16 protein-coding genes are annotated in these 14,173 nt (G+C 66.3%); 5 read left to right on the top strand and 11 right to left on the bottom strand.

Going from position 1 to position 14,173, the window contains the following annotated elements; all coding sequences use genetic code 11:
• Positions 1 to 15 precede the first annotated feature (15 nt).
• The 6 genes from ACQP0C_RS04315 to uraD form a co-directional block, all read right to left on the bottom strand.
• Positions 16 to 702, bottom strand: a complete 687-nt coding sequence (locus tag ACQP0C_RS04315) for a VC0807 family protein (RefSeq protein WP_433730775.1) — start codon at positions 700 to 702, stop codon at positions 16 to 18.
• Entirely contained in the window at positions 699 to 1,328 is a 630-nt protein-coding gene (locus ACQP0C_RS04310; protein WP_433730773.1) for a TetR family transcriptional regulator, read from the bottom strand. The genes ACQP0C_RS04315 and ACQP0C_RS04310 overlap by 4 nt, the downstream gene beginning before the upstream one ends.
• A gap of 112 nt (positions 1,329 to 1,440) precedes the next feature.
• Positions 1,441 to 2,802: an 8-oxoguanine deaminase gene (locus ACQP0C_RS04305; RefSeq protein ID WP_433730771.1), complete on the bottom strand. Its 1,362-nt coding sequence runs from the start codon at positions 2,800 to 2,802 to the stop codon at positions 1,441 to 1,443.
• Between the two features lie 4 nt (positions 2,803 to 2,806).
• On the bottom strand, positions 2,807 to 3,712 hold the full coding sequence (gene pucL, locus ACQP0C_RS04300) for a factor-independent urate hydroxylase (RefSeq protein ID WP_433730769.1): 906 nt from the start codon (positions 3,710 to 3,712) through the stop codon (positions 2,807 to 2,809).
• 3 nt (positions 3,713 to 3,715) lie between these two features.
• Positions 3,716 to 4,033, bottom strand: coding sequence for a hydroxyisourate hydrolase (uraH, locus tag ACQP0C_RS04295; protein ID WP_433730767.1), 318 nt, complete (start codon positions 4,031 to 4,033; stop codon positions 3,716 to 3,718).
• 55 nt (positions 4,034 to 4,088) lie between these two features.
• Positions 4,089 to 4,592 carry a 2-oxo-4-hydroxy-4-carboxy-5-ureidoimidazoline decarboxylase gene (gene uraD, locus ACQP0C_RS04290; RefSeq protein WP_433730765.1) on the bottom strand — a complete coding sequence of 168 codons (504 nt, stop codon included), beginning with the start codon at positions 4,590 to 4,592 and terminating at the stop codon, positions 4,089 to 4,091.
• Between the two features lie 141 nt (positions 4,593 to 4,733).
• Between uraD and ACQP0C_RS04285 the strand changes: the two genes are divergently transcribed.
• Both ACQP0C_RS04285 and ACQP0C_RS04280 read left to right on the top strand, forming a co-directional pair.
• A complete protein-coding gene (locus ACQP0C_RS04285; RefSeq protein ID WP_433730763.1) occupies positions 4,734 to 5,333 on the top strand; it encodes a nucleotidyltransferase family protein in 600 nt (199 codons plus the stop codon).
• Positions 5,334 to 5,347: 14 nt separating this feature from the next.
• Entirely contained in the window at positions 5,348 to 6,388 is a 1,041-nt protein-coding gene (locus ACQP0C_RS04280; protein ID WP_433730761.1) for an XdhC family protein, read from the top strand.
• Between the two features lie 10 nt (positions 6,389 to 6,398).
• Here the strand turns inward: ACQP0C_RS04280 and ACQP0C_RS04275 are convergent, their stop codons facing one another.
• The 5 genes from ACQP0C_RS04275 to ACQP0C_RS04255 form a co-directional block, all read right to left on the bottom strand.
• A complete protein-coding gene (locus ACQP0C_RS04275) occupies positions 6,399 to 7,490 on the bottom strand; it encodes an ABC transporter substrate-binding protein (protein WP_433730759.1) in 1,092 nt (363 codons plus the stop codon).
• Positions 7,491 to 7,567: 77 nt separating this feature from the next.
• On the bottom strand, positions 7,568 to 8,305 hold the full coding sequence (locus tag ACQP0C_RS04270) for an ABC transporter permease (protein ID WP_433734426.1): 738 nt from the start codon (positions 8,303 to 8,305) through the stop codon (positions 7,568 to 7,570).
• A gap of 282 nt (positions 8,306 to 8,587) precedes the next feature.
• Positions 8,588 to 9,334 (bottom strand): ABC transporter permease, encoded by a 747-nt coding sequence (locus ACQP0C_RS04265; protein WP_433682371.1) that lies wholly within the window; start codon positions 9,332 to 9,334, stop codon positions 8,588 to 8,590.
• 182 nt (positions 9,335 to 9,516) lie between these two features.
• Positions 9,517 to 10,329 (bottom strand): ABC transporter ATP-binding protein, encoded by an 813-nt coding sequence (locus tag ACQP0C_RS04260; RefSeq protein WP_433730757.1) that lies wholly within the window; start codon positions 10,327 to 10,329, stop codon positions 9,517 to 9,519.
• A gap of 221 nt (positions 10,330 to 10,550) precedes the next feature.
• Complete coding sequence (locus ACQP0C_RS04255) at positions 10,551 to 10,721, bottom strand: DUF397 domain-containing protein (RefSeq protein WP_433730755.1); 171 nt, start codon at positions 10,719 to 10,721, stop codon at positions 10,551 to 10,553.
• A 228-nt stretch (positions 10,722 to 10,949) separates the two neighbouring features.
• Here ACQP0C_RS04255 and pnuC point away from each other — a divergent pair, with 228 nt between their 5' ends.
• The 3 genes from pnuC to ACQP0C_RS04240 all read left to right on the top strand — a co-directional run bounded on the left by pnuC (position 10,950) and on the right by ACQP0C_RS04240 (position 14,140).
• Positions 10,950 to 11,639, top strand: a complete 690-nt coding sequence (gene pnuC / locus ACQP0C_RS04250) for a nicotinamide riboside transporter PnuC (protein WP_433730753.1) — start codon at positions 10,950 to 10,952, stop codon at positions 11,637 to 11,639.
• A 75-nt stretch (positions 11,640 to 11,714) separates the two neighbouring features.
• Complete coding sequence (locus tag ACQP0C_RS04245; RefSeq protein ID WP_433730751.1) at positions 11,715 to 13,133, top strand: MFS transporter; 1,419 nt, start codon at positions 11,715 to 11,717, stop codon at positions 13,131 to 13,133.
• A complete protein-coding gene (locus tag ACQP0C_RS04240) occupies positions 13,130 to 14,140 on the top strand; it encodes a sigma-70 family RNA polymerase sigma factor (protein WP_433730749.1) in 1,011 nt (336 codons plus the stop codon). The genes ACQP0C_RS04245 and ACQP0C_RS04240 overlap by 4 nt, the downstream gene beginning before the upstream one ends.
• Positions 14,141 to 14,173 lie beyond the last annotated feature (33 nt).

Here is a 14,173-nt window from a genome sequence, read left to right as displayed (position 1 = left end):
ACCGGACACACCAGCTCAGACTTTCAGCCCTTTTCTGGTGACGTAGACGGTGTGGAACGTCCATAGCCCGGCAAGGACTACCAGCCATTGCAGGCTGCTCACCAGCGGCACCGAATCGATCGGCAGCGTGTAGGCGAGCGCGACACGCAGCAGCGCGTCCCCGGTGAAGGTGGCACCCCAGACCGCGGTCAGCACCCGCAGCTGGCTACGGAATTCGGCGTCGTCGTGCCAGCGGGCATCCCACTGCCGGTAGCCTTCCTCGCCGATCTTCACGGTGACGATCGCGCGGGAAGTGGTGCGGATGAAGGGCTGCTGGGTGCACAGAGTGGCCAAGATCCATAGGCCCAGCACGCCGAAGATCCAGCTGTCACGCACCATCAGGGTGCGGGGATCGCCGGTCACCAGCGACATCACCGCGCCCACCACGATCATGGTGAGAGTGAACAGCGCAACCGTGTCGACGCGACGCTGCCGGATCGCCTGGTAGGCGAGGAATGGCACGGTGAGCGCGGCGGGCGCGATCAGCGCCAGCCACGGATTCACCCCGGCCGCGCGCAACCCGTAGTAGCCGCCGATCGGCAGCACCAGTTCGACAATCAGCTGCCGGGCGATGAGGCGGCGCACAGCGGCGTTCTTCTGCCGCGACGTGCGATCCACCGCAGTCGATCGGTGCTGGTTCGTCTCGGCTCCGGTCGTGATCACGATTGCCTCCGTGTGGCGTAATCGAACAGGTCGGCCAGTTCGCGGGCACAGGCCTCGGTATCGAAGTCGGGGTCGACACCGGCTCGGGCAATGGCCGCCTCCCGCGCGCCCCGGATCGCCAGCACCATGAAGGTGGGATCGAAGTCGCGAAATGCCCCGGCCCGCTGGGCTTCTCGCATCCACTTCTCCTCGAACCGGGTGATCTCGGCGAGATGCCCGACCAGGCCGAACTTCTGCGGGTCGTCGGGACGGATGTTGGCGATGATGCTCGCCAGCGCCCGCTGATGTCGGGGGTACTCGCCGAGCAGTGCCAGGTTGGCCGTGAACCAGGCGCGTAGCCGAGCGGTATACCCGGTCTCGGCGTCGAGCTTGGCGACGACGAATTCCGTATTCACGCGCACGATCTCGGTGGCCACCTCGCGGATCAGATCATCCTTGCCCTCGAAGTGGTAGGAGATCATGCCGGTACTGCTCAGCCCCGCTTGCTTGGCGATCTTCGCAAACGATGCGTTCGGATACCCGACCTCGGCGATCACCTCGATCGCGGCCTCCACGATCTGCGCGCGGCGCGCGGTCTCGGTGAAGGTCCGTCCGCTTTGCTTATCCAAGCCATCAATTGCTCGCACAAGCAAAACCATAGCGCGCCTTGCTCAACCGAGCAAGAGCCGATATGGGTGAGCAAACCGCCGGGTGATGGATCAGGCTCGCTCGATACGAACGCGACCGCCCGTGCGGGCGCTACCCCGCCTTCGCGACGAGCGCCGCCTGGGCCCGAGCGACCTCGCCGCCGACCTTCTCCTCGTCGACAGTGCGCACCTCGCCATCGCGAACGACCGTGCGCCCGTTGACGATCAACGCGGCAAGCGGCGGCGCGGAGCCGAGGATCAATGCGGTCACCGGATCGTCGATGCCCGCGTGTGCGGGCGTATCGAGCCGCCACAGCGCGAGATCGGCGAGCTTACCCGGTTCGATCGAACCGATCTCGGCAGCGCGCCCGAGTAGCCGGGCCCCGCCAATGGTGGCCAGTTCCAAGGCCTTTCGCGTACTGATCGCACGTGGCCCGCCCCTGGCGCGGGCGTACAGCAGCGCGTTGCGCGGCTCCTCGATCATCGAACTGGATTCATTGCTCGCCGAACCGTCCACACCGAGTCCGACCGGCACCCCGGCCGCGACCAGATCCGCGGTGCGCGCGATACCGGCACCGATGCGGGCGTTCGAAGTGGGGCAATGTGCCACTCCGGTACCGGTTTTCGCCATGGTGGCGATGGCTTCATCATCGAGGTGGATGCCGTGCGCGTACCAGACATCCGAACCGAGCCAGCCCAGCCGCTCCAGGTACTGCGCCGGTGTGCAGCCGAATTTCGCCGCGCAGAACTCCTGCTCGTCGAGCGTCTCGGCCAGATGGGTATGCAGGCGCACTCCGAGATCGCGTGCCAGCAAAGCGGATTCACGCAATAACTCGGTCGTCACCGAGAACGGCGAACAGGGTGCGAGCGCGATCCGCAGCATCGAGTCGAACGACGGATCATGCCAGCGCGCAACGGCATCCGCGCTCGCGGCGAGAATCGCGTCGAGGGTTTCCACCACCTGCTCGGGTGGCAGCCCACCCGAGCTCTGCCCGAGATCCATCGAGCCGCGGCACGGCTGGAACCGCAATCCGACCTCGGCGGCCGCGGCGATCTCCGCGCCCAGCAGGTCGCCGCCCGCGTGCGGGAAGACGTAGTGGTGGTCGGTGGTCGTGGTGCACCCGGTGCGCGCCAGCGTCGCGAGCGCACCGGTCGCGGCGACGCGCACCGCATCCTCATCGATGCCCGCCCAGATCGGGTAGAGCGTGGTGAGCCATTCGAACAGGGTGTTGTCCGCCGCCAGACCCCGGGTGATCCATTGGTAGAGATGGTGGTGGGTATTGACCAGGCCCGGCGTGAGCAGGCAGCCACGGCCATCGATCCGGTGCACATCCGCGCCGAGATCGGGCGCGTCGCCCGCGCCTACCGCGGTGATCCGGTTGCCGAGCACCGTCACATGGCCGCGCCGGTATTCGGTGCCGTTCGGGTCGACAGTTGCCACGGCGCACCCGTCGATGACCGTCGTTGTCGTCATGCGCCTACGGTATCCATGCCGGTCCGGCTTCCGGAGCATCTTCGCGTCGCACGGTGGCGTGGATGAGTCCGTAGGGCCGATCATCGGCATGGTAGACCTCGCCGTGGTTCTCGATACCGAATCGGCCCAGGTCATAGTCGAAGTGATGCTTATTGGGTGCGGCCAGCCGGATCTCGGCCAGCACCGGATACGCCGCCAGCGCGGCCTTGCCCATCTCGAACAGCGTCTGCTGCAGGGCCTTGGAGTGCAGCGTCGCGAAGACCTCGACCATGCGCTGCCGAACTCCCGCGTACACCGCATCCCAGTCCACCCCGGTACTGTCGGCGAAGCGCCACTGCGCGACCAAGGAGGTCGCGAGCATCCGGTCGCGGGTCGGCGCCAGCACGGTGAATTCGTCGGTGAGGAAGTCGGCGAACTCCGAACCGGTCGACTTGAGGATCACCAGATCCTTCACCCCACCGATGACCCAGGCCCGCTGCTGGTCGCCCTTACCCGCGACGGTGACCGCCGCGGTCCGCACCTCGGGGCCTTGCCGCACCCAGGTGTGGTCGTGCTCGCCGCCATCGACGGTGACCCGCTGCCAGGCATATTCGTCGACCTCGATGCGCGCACTGCGCACCGGATCGATCTCATCGACGAAATGCGCGGCCAGCGCCAGTGCGTAATCCTCGATCGGCTGCAGCCCAGGCTTTTTCGCGTACGCGTACGCGGTCTGCTTCTGGGTATCGGTCGGCAGCACCTTCGACTGGTCACCGGCGACATAGGCGTCGGCGAAATCACCGCGCAGCACGGTGGATATGTTCACATCGCGGATCTCGTGGCGCGCGCCGTCCCGGTAGATCCGGACGATTCGGTTCTCCGCCTTGCCGTATCGGTTGTCCGACAGCACGATCGGCCCGGTCAGCTCCATGGCTCAGCTCCCTCGATAGGTGGAAAAGGCGAAGGGCGACAACAACAACGGGACGTGGTAGTGCCGCTCCTCGATGACAACGAAGGTGACGCAGACCTCCGGATAGAACGATTCGATCCGGCGCTGCGCGAAGTAGGAGCCGGTGTCGAACACCAGCCGATAGGTGCCGGGCGACAATTCCGCGCCGAGCGCTGCGATGCGGCCGTCGTCATCGGTGGTTCCCGAACCGAGCACCTCGGCGTCGCGATGGAGCACCACCGCGATACCGGCCGCGGGCACACCCGCGACGGCATCGAGCACATGCGTACTCAGCGTGCTCATGGCTCCACCTCGCTAGCGCTCGGTTCCGCCGCGACCGTGCCCATGGTTGGCTCGCTCACGCCGACTCCCCCAGCAGTCGGCCGAGCCTGATCCGGTTGATCTTCGCCAATTCCGTTCGCATAACCCGCCTTTCGGTCTCCGGATCATTGCCGAGCCGGGCGGTGAGCAATTCGAGCAGCTCCGCACCGGACTTACCGGCCGCGCACACCAGGTAGATGTGGCCGAACTTCTCCTCATAGGCCAGATTGCCCTCGGCGAGCCCGGCCCGCACCGCGTCCTCGGCCTCGGCCACTCCGGCCTGCTCGCGCGCCGACGCCGCGGTATCGGGCCGGGCGCCGATGCGCGGATGTCCGTCGAGCGCGCGATCGATCTCGTCCTCGGACAATTCCGCGAGCACCGCATCGGCCGCGTCGCAGACCGCGTCGATATCGGCATACGGCCGCGCGGCGACCAGCGACCGCGCCCAGACCGGCGACGAGCAACACCCGAGCACGGCCGCCACGGCCGCCGACTCCGGCAGCCCATTGAACTCCGCGAGGCCGACTCGGTCCTCTGTCATCGGACCAGCATCGAATACGACCACCCCGGTCGCCAGTCGAACGAGATAGATCACCTCCGGCGTGTCGTTTACCCGCGACCGTCGATGTCACACCATCTTTCCGTAACCCACCGGCTACACGGCCGGACTACCGTCTCGATCATGGTGGTATCCGACGGCACGGCGCCCGATCCGGTCTGCGCTGGCATCGTCCTGGCCGCGGGCGCCGGGACGCGGTACGGGATGCCCAAGGCACTGGCCGAGGGCGGCGCGTGGCTGCGGTCGGCGGTGGCGGCGCTGCGCGATGGCGGCTGCGATCCGGTGATCGTGGTACTCGGCGCGACCGGACCGGCCCCGACGGCCGTCGACCTACCCGATGGCACCGATTATGTGTGGGCCGCGGACTGGGCGACCGGCCTCGGCGCCTCCCTGCGCGCGGGCCTGCGGGCGGCCGCGGGCACGCCCGCCGATTACATCGCGATCATGCCGGTGGATACCCCCGATGTCGGCGCGGATGTCGTCGCCCGGGTCACCGCCGCCGCCTTCGCCGCGCCGACCGGCCTTGCCCGCGCTGTGTTCCACGCCACACCAGGACACCCCGTTGTCATATCCCACAAGCATTGGACCTCGGTTTATCAAGCAGCCGTAAGAGATTCCGGCGCCCGGACCTATTTGGCCGGTAATAACGATATGGTGTGCGTCACGTGCGACGATTTGGCGACAGGCGATGATCGTGACTTCCCGGCCACGCCGCACGCGTGAGCGGAGCTGAACAGATGCGCGACATCGTCGACGACCTATTGCGGGTATGGCATTCCGGCCGGACCGGCGGACTGGCCACCATCGTGCGCACTGTGGGTTCCGGACCGTTGCCGGTGGGCACATCGATCCTGATAGATGCCAATGGCGCGGTCTACGGCTCGGTATTGGGCGGCACCGTCGAGGCGACCGTGATCACTGCGGCCACCGAGGCCGCGCGCACCGGTAGACGCGGATTGCAGCGCTTCGGGGTGCCACCGGGCGAGCCGGGGCTGGACTCCGGCGGGATGGTCGATGTTTTCGTGGAGCCGTTCTCCCGCCGCGACTTTCCGGAATTCCCCACCATCGCCGCGGAAATCGCCGCGCACCGCCGGGTCACGGTATTCACCGTGGTGTGGAATCCGGACCCGGATCTGATCGGACAGCACCTGGTCACCCCGAAACGGCATGCGACCGAACTCCTCGCACTACCGGAATCCGATGTATTCGTCGCCTCGTTCCCGCCGCCGCCGCGAATGATCATCTTCGGTGCCAATGCCTTCGCCGCGGCACTCACCGTGCAGGCCAAATTGCTCGGCTACCGCGTCACCATTTGCGACTCCCGCGACACCTTCGCAACCCCCGATGCCTTTCCCGGCGCCGAGGTGGTCGTCGACTGGCCGCACCGGTATCTGAACACGCTCGCGGCGGCCGGCGAGATCGATAACAGCACCGCGATCGTCGTACTCGGACACGATCCGAAATTCGAGATCCCACTGCTCACCGTGGCGCTGCGACTACCCGAGCTGGGTTATCTGGCCGCCAACGGATCGTGGTCGGCACACACCCGGCGCATCGAAGACCTGAAGGCAGGCGGCTTCGACGACGCGACACTCGCCCGCCTGCACTCCCCCGCCGGTCTCGATATCGGGGCGCGCACCGCCGCCGAGGTCGCCGTGTCCATCACCGCCGAACTGCTTGCCGCCCGGTCTTATGAGACCGGGCAGCAGGCCACCGAAAAAGCCGATGCCATACCGGAATTCGGCGCATATTCGGCCAATGCCTCGATAGCGCTCTAGCCGCGGAGCACTACTTCAGACCGGGATTCTCCGCATACACCTCGCGCAACACCGACAGGTCGAACAGCTGGTCGGCCTTGATATCGATCTTGGCAGTGCGCAGCGCGGCGATATTCTGCTCGATCAGCTGATCGGTCATGGTCAGCAGACCATTGGCGGTCGAATCCGCCGACACCACCAGGCCGTTCTGCGCGGTCGCCTCCTTGGTCTGCTCGGAGAGATCGAGCTTCTGATCCTTGCCGTACACCTCGACCGCGAGCCGGGCGGATTCGGCCGGATTCGCGACCGCGTCCTTCCAGCCCTTGATCTCGGCGATCAGGAAGGCCTTCAGCTTGTCCCGTTCCTTATCGATGGTGGACTGCTTGACCGTCAGGGTCTCGGCGACCAGCGGCAGGTTGTAGTCGGCGAACAGGAAGTTCGTATTCTCGAATCCCTTGGCGGTCAAGGTGATCGGCTCATTGGTGACATAGCTGACCCAGCCGTCGACCTCGCCGTTGGCCAGCGGTGTCGGATCGTATTGCGCGGGCACGATGGTGACATCGCCGGGCTTCATACCGTTGGCGGTCAGCAGGGCGTTGAAGATCAGCTGGTTGGTGTCCTGCACACCGATCTTGCGGCCCTTCATGTCCTGCGGGGTCTTGATCGGCTTGGCGGCGGAGCTGACGATGCAGAACGGGTTCTTCTGATAGGTGGTCGCGACGATCTTGGCGGGCAGGCCCTCCAGGATGGCGGGCGCGGTGGTCTGCGGCGCGGAGGTGCCGAGCCAGACCTTGCCGGTGTCCAGGCCCGCCTCGACCGAGGTGCTCGCGGCGCCACCGGCGATCAGATTCACCGAGCCGAATCCGGCCTCCTTGTAGTAGCCCTTGGAATCGGCGAAGTACTCGCCCGCGAATTCGATGTTCTTCAGCCAGGACAGCTGGATCGCGACGGAACCGTACTTGGATCCGTCCGCCACCGACCCGCCGGACGAGTCTTTCGAATCATCGCCACATGCGGCCAATAGGCTCGCACCGCCTAATGCGGCGCCAGCCCGCGCGGAGTAACGAAACAGGGATCGCCGGTTCAGGTTCGGCCCGAACGAAGAGCGTTGCACGGGTGTCATGGGCCGAATCTAGGGGGATTCCGTTTCAATTTCTTTACTTTGACGTTCCGAGCGCTGATTTGCGAAAAACTAACCGGTCAGCGGCGGCCCGCCTCGGGGCCGAACCGGGCCAGGACCAGATTTTCGATGACGCCGACGATCGCGTACAACAGCACCGAGACGATGGTCACGATCACGATCGAGGCCCACAGTTTGTTGTATTGGAATGTCGGGATGGCGCGAATCAGGCTGGCCCCCAACCCGGTTCCGCTACCGAGCCACTCCCCGAGCAGCGCGCCGATCAGCGCGCCCGGTACCGAGATCCGCGCGGCCGCGAAGACCGAAGGCAATGCGGCGGGGACGGCGACCATGCGCAGTCCGGTCCAGCGGGACCCGCCGTAGGCCGCCACCAGATCCATGGCCTGACGCGGTGCGTTGCGCAGTCCGGCCATGATCATCACCAGCGCCGGGAAGAACACGACGATCGCCGCGAGCACCGTCACACCGGCCAGCCCGCGCCCGAATACCAGCACGATGATCGGCGTCAGCGCCACCAGGGGCACCGACCGCAGCAGCATGGCGACCGGCATGAACGTCTGCTCGACCACCGAGAACGAGACGAACAGCGCGGCGACCACGAGCGCCGCCAGCATGCCGACGCCGAATCCGATGGCCGCATCGCGCAGGGTGATCTGCAGATCGTCGAAGATCGCCTGCCGGGCGGCATGTGCGCCCGAGGAGTTGAACAGGTACTTCCATACGTCGGTCGGCGTCTTGCCGACCCGGCGCCCGACCTGCGGGAAGGCCTTCAGGAAGACGTACCAGATCACCAGCATCAGCAGCAGCGCGGTGATGAGGGGAAACAGGAAGCGCCCGAGACGACTCAGCACGTCGAACGTCCCGGCGGCGGCACTGCGTTGGGGCCGCGGGCTCTGCGCAACGGCCGTGGTCACTTTGTCCATCGGCGCAAGTTCGTCAGCCATGGCACTCCTCCGAACGGGCCCCGCAGCGGAGCGTGGTCTCGCACTGTGCCGCCCGTCGCGCACCCACTGGCCCGACGCGCGCCAGCTCACCGCCCGAATTCATCGTGCGACCGCCGAGCGCCAATTGTGCGCGGCTCATCTCGCCTCCTGCGCGGTCCACGGGGTGACCAATCGGGCGACCGCCGCGACGATCGCGTAGCCGAGCCCCGCGAGTGCGGCGGCGGCCAATGCCATCCCCCAGGTGCGCGGCACGTTATACGCGGTTTGGGCGGCGGTCAGTGCGACGCCGATGCCGCTGTCCACGCCGCCCAGGTACTCACCGATGATCGCGCCCAGCACGGCCGAGGGCGCGGCAATCTTCAACGCCGCGAACATATTCGGCAGCGCCGCGATCGCCTGCACCCGGTAGAGCTGTTGCCAACGACCGCCGCCATAAGCCCGCACCAGATCGAGGCTGGCGACATCGGCCGAGCGCAGTCCGGTGACGGTTCCGACCATGGTGGTGAAGAAGCAGTACATCGCCGCGAGGAAGACCGTCGGAGTGCGCCCGCCGAAGACCACCAGGATGATCGGACCGAGCGCGAGCAACGGGATGCAGTAACTGAGGATGGCCAACTGGGTGGCCAGCGGTTCGATCCACGGGATCAACACGATGAGGAACGCGAGCCCGATGGCCAGCGCATTGCCCCACACGAATCCCTTGAACGCGCCCAGCGCGGTGATCCGGAAGTTGGGGCCGTAGAGATCCCAGCCGTCGGTGTACATGGTGTGAAGGACGGTCCACGGACTGGGGATCGTGCCGCCGGCGACCTCCATCGCGGCCAGCAGCCACCACACCGCGACCAAGCCCAGGACGCCGATCAGTCCACCGATCCTTTTCATGACGCGCCTCCCGGTCGGCGGCGGCACACCACCGACGCGCGCGGCGGCTGATGTCGAGCGACCCGCTGCCACCCTGGGCGTGCGTGGGCCTGGCATCTGGTCAGGTCATGCCATCGCGGTTCTCGGTTGTCATTCATGCCCGCACCTCACGGACCGTTCCAGGCGGACGCGCTGCGATTCGCTCATGCGACACCACCCTTGCCGGACTTTCCGAACAGCAACTCCGATAGATAGTCGTGCAGCTTGTGGAATTCCGGGGTGCGCATCATCTCGGGTGTGCGGGGGCGCGGCAGGTCGATCTTCACCAACTCCAGCACCCGGCCCGGCCGCGGACTCATCACCGCGACGACATCGGAGAGGAATACCGCCTCCGCGATGCCGTGCGTGACCATCAGTGTGGTCGCGGGTTTCTCGGTCCAGATCCGCAGCAGTTCCAGATTCAGCCGCTGCCTGGTCATATCGTCGAGTGCACCGAAGGGCTCGTCGAGCAACAGCACGGTCGGCTTCACGACCAGGGCACGGGCGATCGAAACACGTTGGCGCATACCGCCGGACAGCTGCGCCGGTTTGGCCTTCTCGAAACCCTCCAGCCCGACCAGCTCGACCAGATCCGCGATCAGCCCCGGATCCGGGGAGATGCCCGCGACCTGCAAGGGCAGCTTGATATTGGATTCGACCGACCGCCACGGCAGTAGCGCCGAATCCTGGAAGGCGATGCCGAGTTCATGGCGGCTGCGCAGCTGGGCGGGGGTCTCACCGTCGATGAGCGCCTTGCCCGCGGTCGGGGTCTCCAGTCCGGCCAGGATGCGCAGCACCGTCGACTTACCGCAGCCCGACGGGCCGAGCAGGGACAGGAACGCCCCCTGTTCGGTGTGCAGATCCACCGCGTCCAGCGCCTGCACCGTCTTCCGGCCGACCCGGAACGTCTTCGTCAAACCGCTGATGTGGATGCCCGTCCCCCCGGTGGGCTCCTCGGTACCGCTCGCCGTGCTCATGACTCCAAACACTAGGAGCACGTCGTTGCACGGATATTGCGAATCGCCACCCCAGATTGCGCAATCGTTACGTGGACCGGGGCGCCGCAGTCAGGAACGCCTCACTTGTGTGGTGCTCGCTGCCCACATCGATCGACTGGCCGATCACTCGACACCGTCAATACAAAAGCGGCCCCCAATGTCGAAAAGCTGAGGGCAGCTTCGGCATTCGCGCGATACCGCTACCGGCGATCGAACCCGCCGTTTGGTACGCCAACGGTGAAGGCGTCCCCCTCGCCAGGGGTGAAGACCAGCGCCGGGCCGGTCAGGTTCTTGGAGTCACGGAGGCCGACTTTGCCCCTTCGAGGAACGCCACCTCTACGCAATCCCTGGACGGACCACTGCGGCGGCATTTGAACCGCCTCGACTGCACGGCGAACATGGGGCCTCGCAAACCTTTCTCATACCTCGCACACCGACTCGCCGCGCGAAACGCCGTCGCCCGAACGCGAAGGTATGCGTGAAAGCCCTGGTGTGGGTTTGGCTGGTGGGGGCCTGGCGAGGGGTGGGGGCATTTTGATCTGGGTGCTTCGAATTCGTTGGTTGGGATGAGATGTTGGGTGAGGCGGGTTACAGCGGGGGTGAACGCATTTGTTGCGGTGCTCGATGCCAAGGTGGATATTGCGGGGTCGGAGGTTCTTTGGCGCGAGGTTATCGGGAATGGTTTCGGGCTGGCTTCGGCTGTTGGGGGGATGCGGCGGCGGGTGTGGGCGTGGCCGGTCGGGGTTGCGGGCAATGGGCTGTTGTTCACTGTTTTTGTCGGTGGGGTCTTCAATACTCCGCAGCATCTGAATATGGCGGGGCAGGCGGGGCGGCAGTTGATGTTCATCGCGGTCAGTGGGTACGGGTGGTGGCGTTGGTATCAGTACGCTCGTACCGAAACCGGGCTCGAACACCGTGGTGTCGTGCCGCGCTGGGCCAGCGGGCGTGAACGCCTGCTGCTGGTGGCCGCGATGCTGGTAGGGACGGCCGCGTTCGCCCAGTTGTTCGCCGTGATCGGTTCCTATGGGCCGTGGGCGGAGGCCTGGATCTTCACCGGATCTGTGCTGGCGACCTACGGCATGGCACGCGGTCTCGCCGAATTCTGGCTCATCTGGATCGCCGTCGATCTCGTCGGTGTGCCATTGCTGCTGAAGGCGGGCTACTACCCGTCGGCGACCCTCTACCTGATCTATGCGGGCTTCGTCGCCTGGGGCTTCGCGGTCTGGGTGCGGACCATGCGCACGATCGCGGCACCCGTGGCCACCGAACTCGCCCCCGCCCGAAATTAGTTTCGCAACCTCCGATGAATCGGCGCCGCGGCGCCGGTATGTACCCGCACAACCCATCGGAGGAGTGCATTCACGATGAAAATGACTGTTGGGCAGCGCTGGGTACTGGCGCTGACATCACTGGCGGCACTGATGATCACGCTCGACGCGTTGGTCGTCACCACCGCATTGCCCTCGATACAGCGCGATCTGCATGCGTCGATCGCGCAGTTGGAATGGACCATCAATGCCTATAACTTGAGTTTCGCGGTATTGCTGATGGCGGGCGCCGCGCTCGGTGACCGGTACGGCCGCCGACGCGTGCTGATGGTCGGGCTGGTGCTGTTCGGCGTGGCATCGGTCGGGTGTGCGCTGGCGCCGGGCCTGGGCTGGTTGATCGCGGCGCGTGCCGCACAGGGCATCGGCGCGGCCGCGGTGCTGCCGGTGGCGATGTCACTGCTCTCGGCGGCATTCGGGCCCGAACAGCGGACACGGGCGCTCGGATTGTTCACGGCCGTCACCGGTTTGGCCACGCTCGGCGGACCACTCGTCGGCGGCGCGGTGGTGCAGGGGCTGGCCTGGCAGTGGATCTTTTGGCTGAACGTTCCGATCGGTGCGGTGCTGGTGCCGCTGATCGCGACCCGGCTGAGCGAAAGTTTCGGCGCGGCGCGCGCAGTGGACTATCGCGGTATCGCGCTGGTGAGCGTCGCGGCATTCGGACTGGTCTGGGGTCTGGTCCGGGGCAATGAATCCGGTTGGGCCAGTGGCGAAGTCGTCGGCGCATTCGCGGTGGCAGCGGTGGCGCTGGCCGGATTCGTGCGATGGGAGCTGCGTACTCCCACGCCGCTGATTCCGATGCGCTGGTTCGGATCCCGAGCGTTCTCGGCGGGCAATGCGGTGGGATTGCTGCTGTTCGCCTCGATTTTCAGCGGCGCGTTCTTCTTCACGCAGTTCCTGCAGTTGGTGCAGCACAATGGGCCGCTCGGCGCGGGTCTGCGGTTGGCGCCGTGGACCGTGACGCTGTTCCTGGTAGCACCGATCGCGGGTAAGCAGGTCAACCGATTCGGCGAGCGAGCGCTCATTGTCACCGGATTGCTCATGCAGGCCATCGGCTACGGCTGGATCGCCCTCACCGCATCCCCCGAACTGTCGTACCCCGCGCTGATTGCGCCCTTCGTGATCTCCGGTATCGGCGTATCGATGGCGATACCGGCGGCCCAGAGTGCCGTGCTCCGTGCCGTCCCGCTACCTGCCATCGGCGCTGCCTCCGGCACCTTCAATACCCTGCGCCAACTCGGCGGCGCCTTCGGCATCGCCGTGCCCGCAGCGGTTTTCGCGGCCATCGGCGGGCTGGATTCGGTGCAGGCGTTCAGCGACGGTTTCGTCGGTGCGATCGGCACCGCCGCCGCACTCGCCCTGGCCGGGGCCGGGATCGGCCTACTGATTCCCGGCGGCGCGCCGACCCCGCAGGACATCTCCGCTGATACCGCCGAGCGGCTCGGAGCAGCCTCATGACCAGCACCGATCACCGCACATCCGCGGTAGGTTATGCCCCCATGACGGCCGGTGCGGACTTCGCCGCGCGCACAGCGTCATTGCGGCCCGAGCTGCTGGCGCACTGCTATCGGATGCTCGGCTCGATCCATGATGCCGAGGATCTGGTGCAGGAGACGATGCTGCGGGCCTGGCGCTCGGCCGATCGCTATGACGAACAGCGGGCCTCGCTGCGCACCTGGCTGTACCGGATCGCCACCAATGCCTGTCTGACCGCGCTCGAACAGCGCGGCAGACGGGCACTGCCCACCGGGCTGGTCGGTCCGAGCGACACTCTGGTCACCAAGCCGCGCAAACATCCCGAAATCCCTTGGGTCGAGCCGATTCCCGATGCCCTACTCGGTACGTCGGCCGACGATCCGGCGACCGTGGTCGCCGCCCGCAGCGGCATCCGGCTGGCGTTCATCGCGGCGCTGCAATATCTGCCCGCCCGCCAGCGCGCGGTGCTGATCCTGCGAGACGTGCTCGCCTGGTCCGCCGCCGAGGTCGCCGACCTGCTCGAAACCTCCACCGCCGCCGTCAACAGCGCATTGCAGCGCGCCCGCGCCCAATTGGAGAAGGACGCCCCGATGATCGACCTGATGTCGGAATCCCTGAGCCCGGACGAACGCGCCGTGATCGATCGGTACATGTCCACCTTCGGCAATGCCGACATGGCCGAATTCGCCGAGCTGCTGCGCGATGACGTGGTGCTCGAAATGCCGCCCGCCCTGCTCTGGTTCGCCGGACGTGCGGATGTGGTCGCATTCTTCGCCGATAAATGCGGTTCGGCACCGGACCGCTGGCGCGGCATACCGACCTCGGCCAATACCCAGCCCGCCGTGGCCTACTACCTGCGCGACGACAATGACATCTACCGGGCACACTCCATCCACCTGCTCACCCTGCGCGAGGCAGCCATCGACCGGATCACCGTCTTCGTCGACACCACCCTCTTTCCGAGCTTCGGACTACCCGCGATCCTCTGAATCCGCACCCGGTCGGGATCCGCATGCATCGGT

The sequence above is a fragment of the Nocardia sp. CA-129566 genome (genome assembly GCF_050956075.1).
GTDB lineage: Bacteria > Actinomycetota > Actinomycetes > Mycobacteriales > Mycobacteriaceae > Nocardia.
The sequence above is the reverse complement of the archived record's forward strand: the minus strand, read 5'-3'. Positions and strand labels throughout refer to the sequence as shown.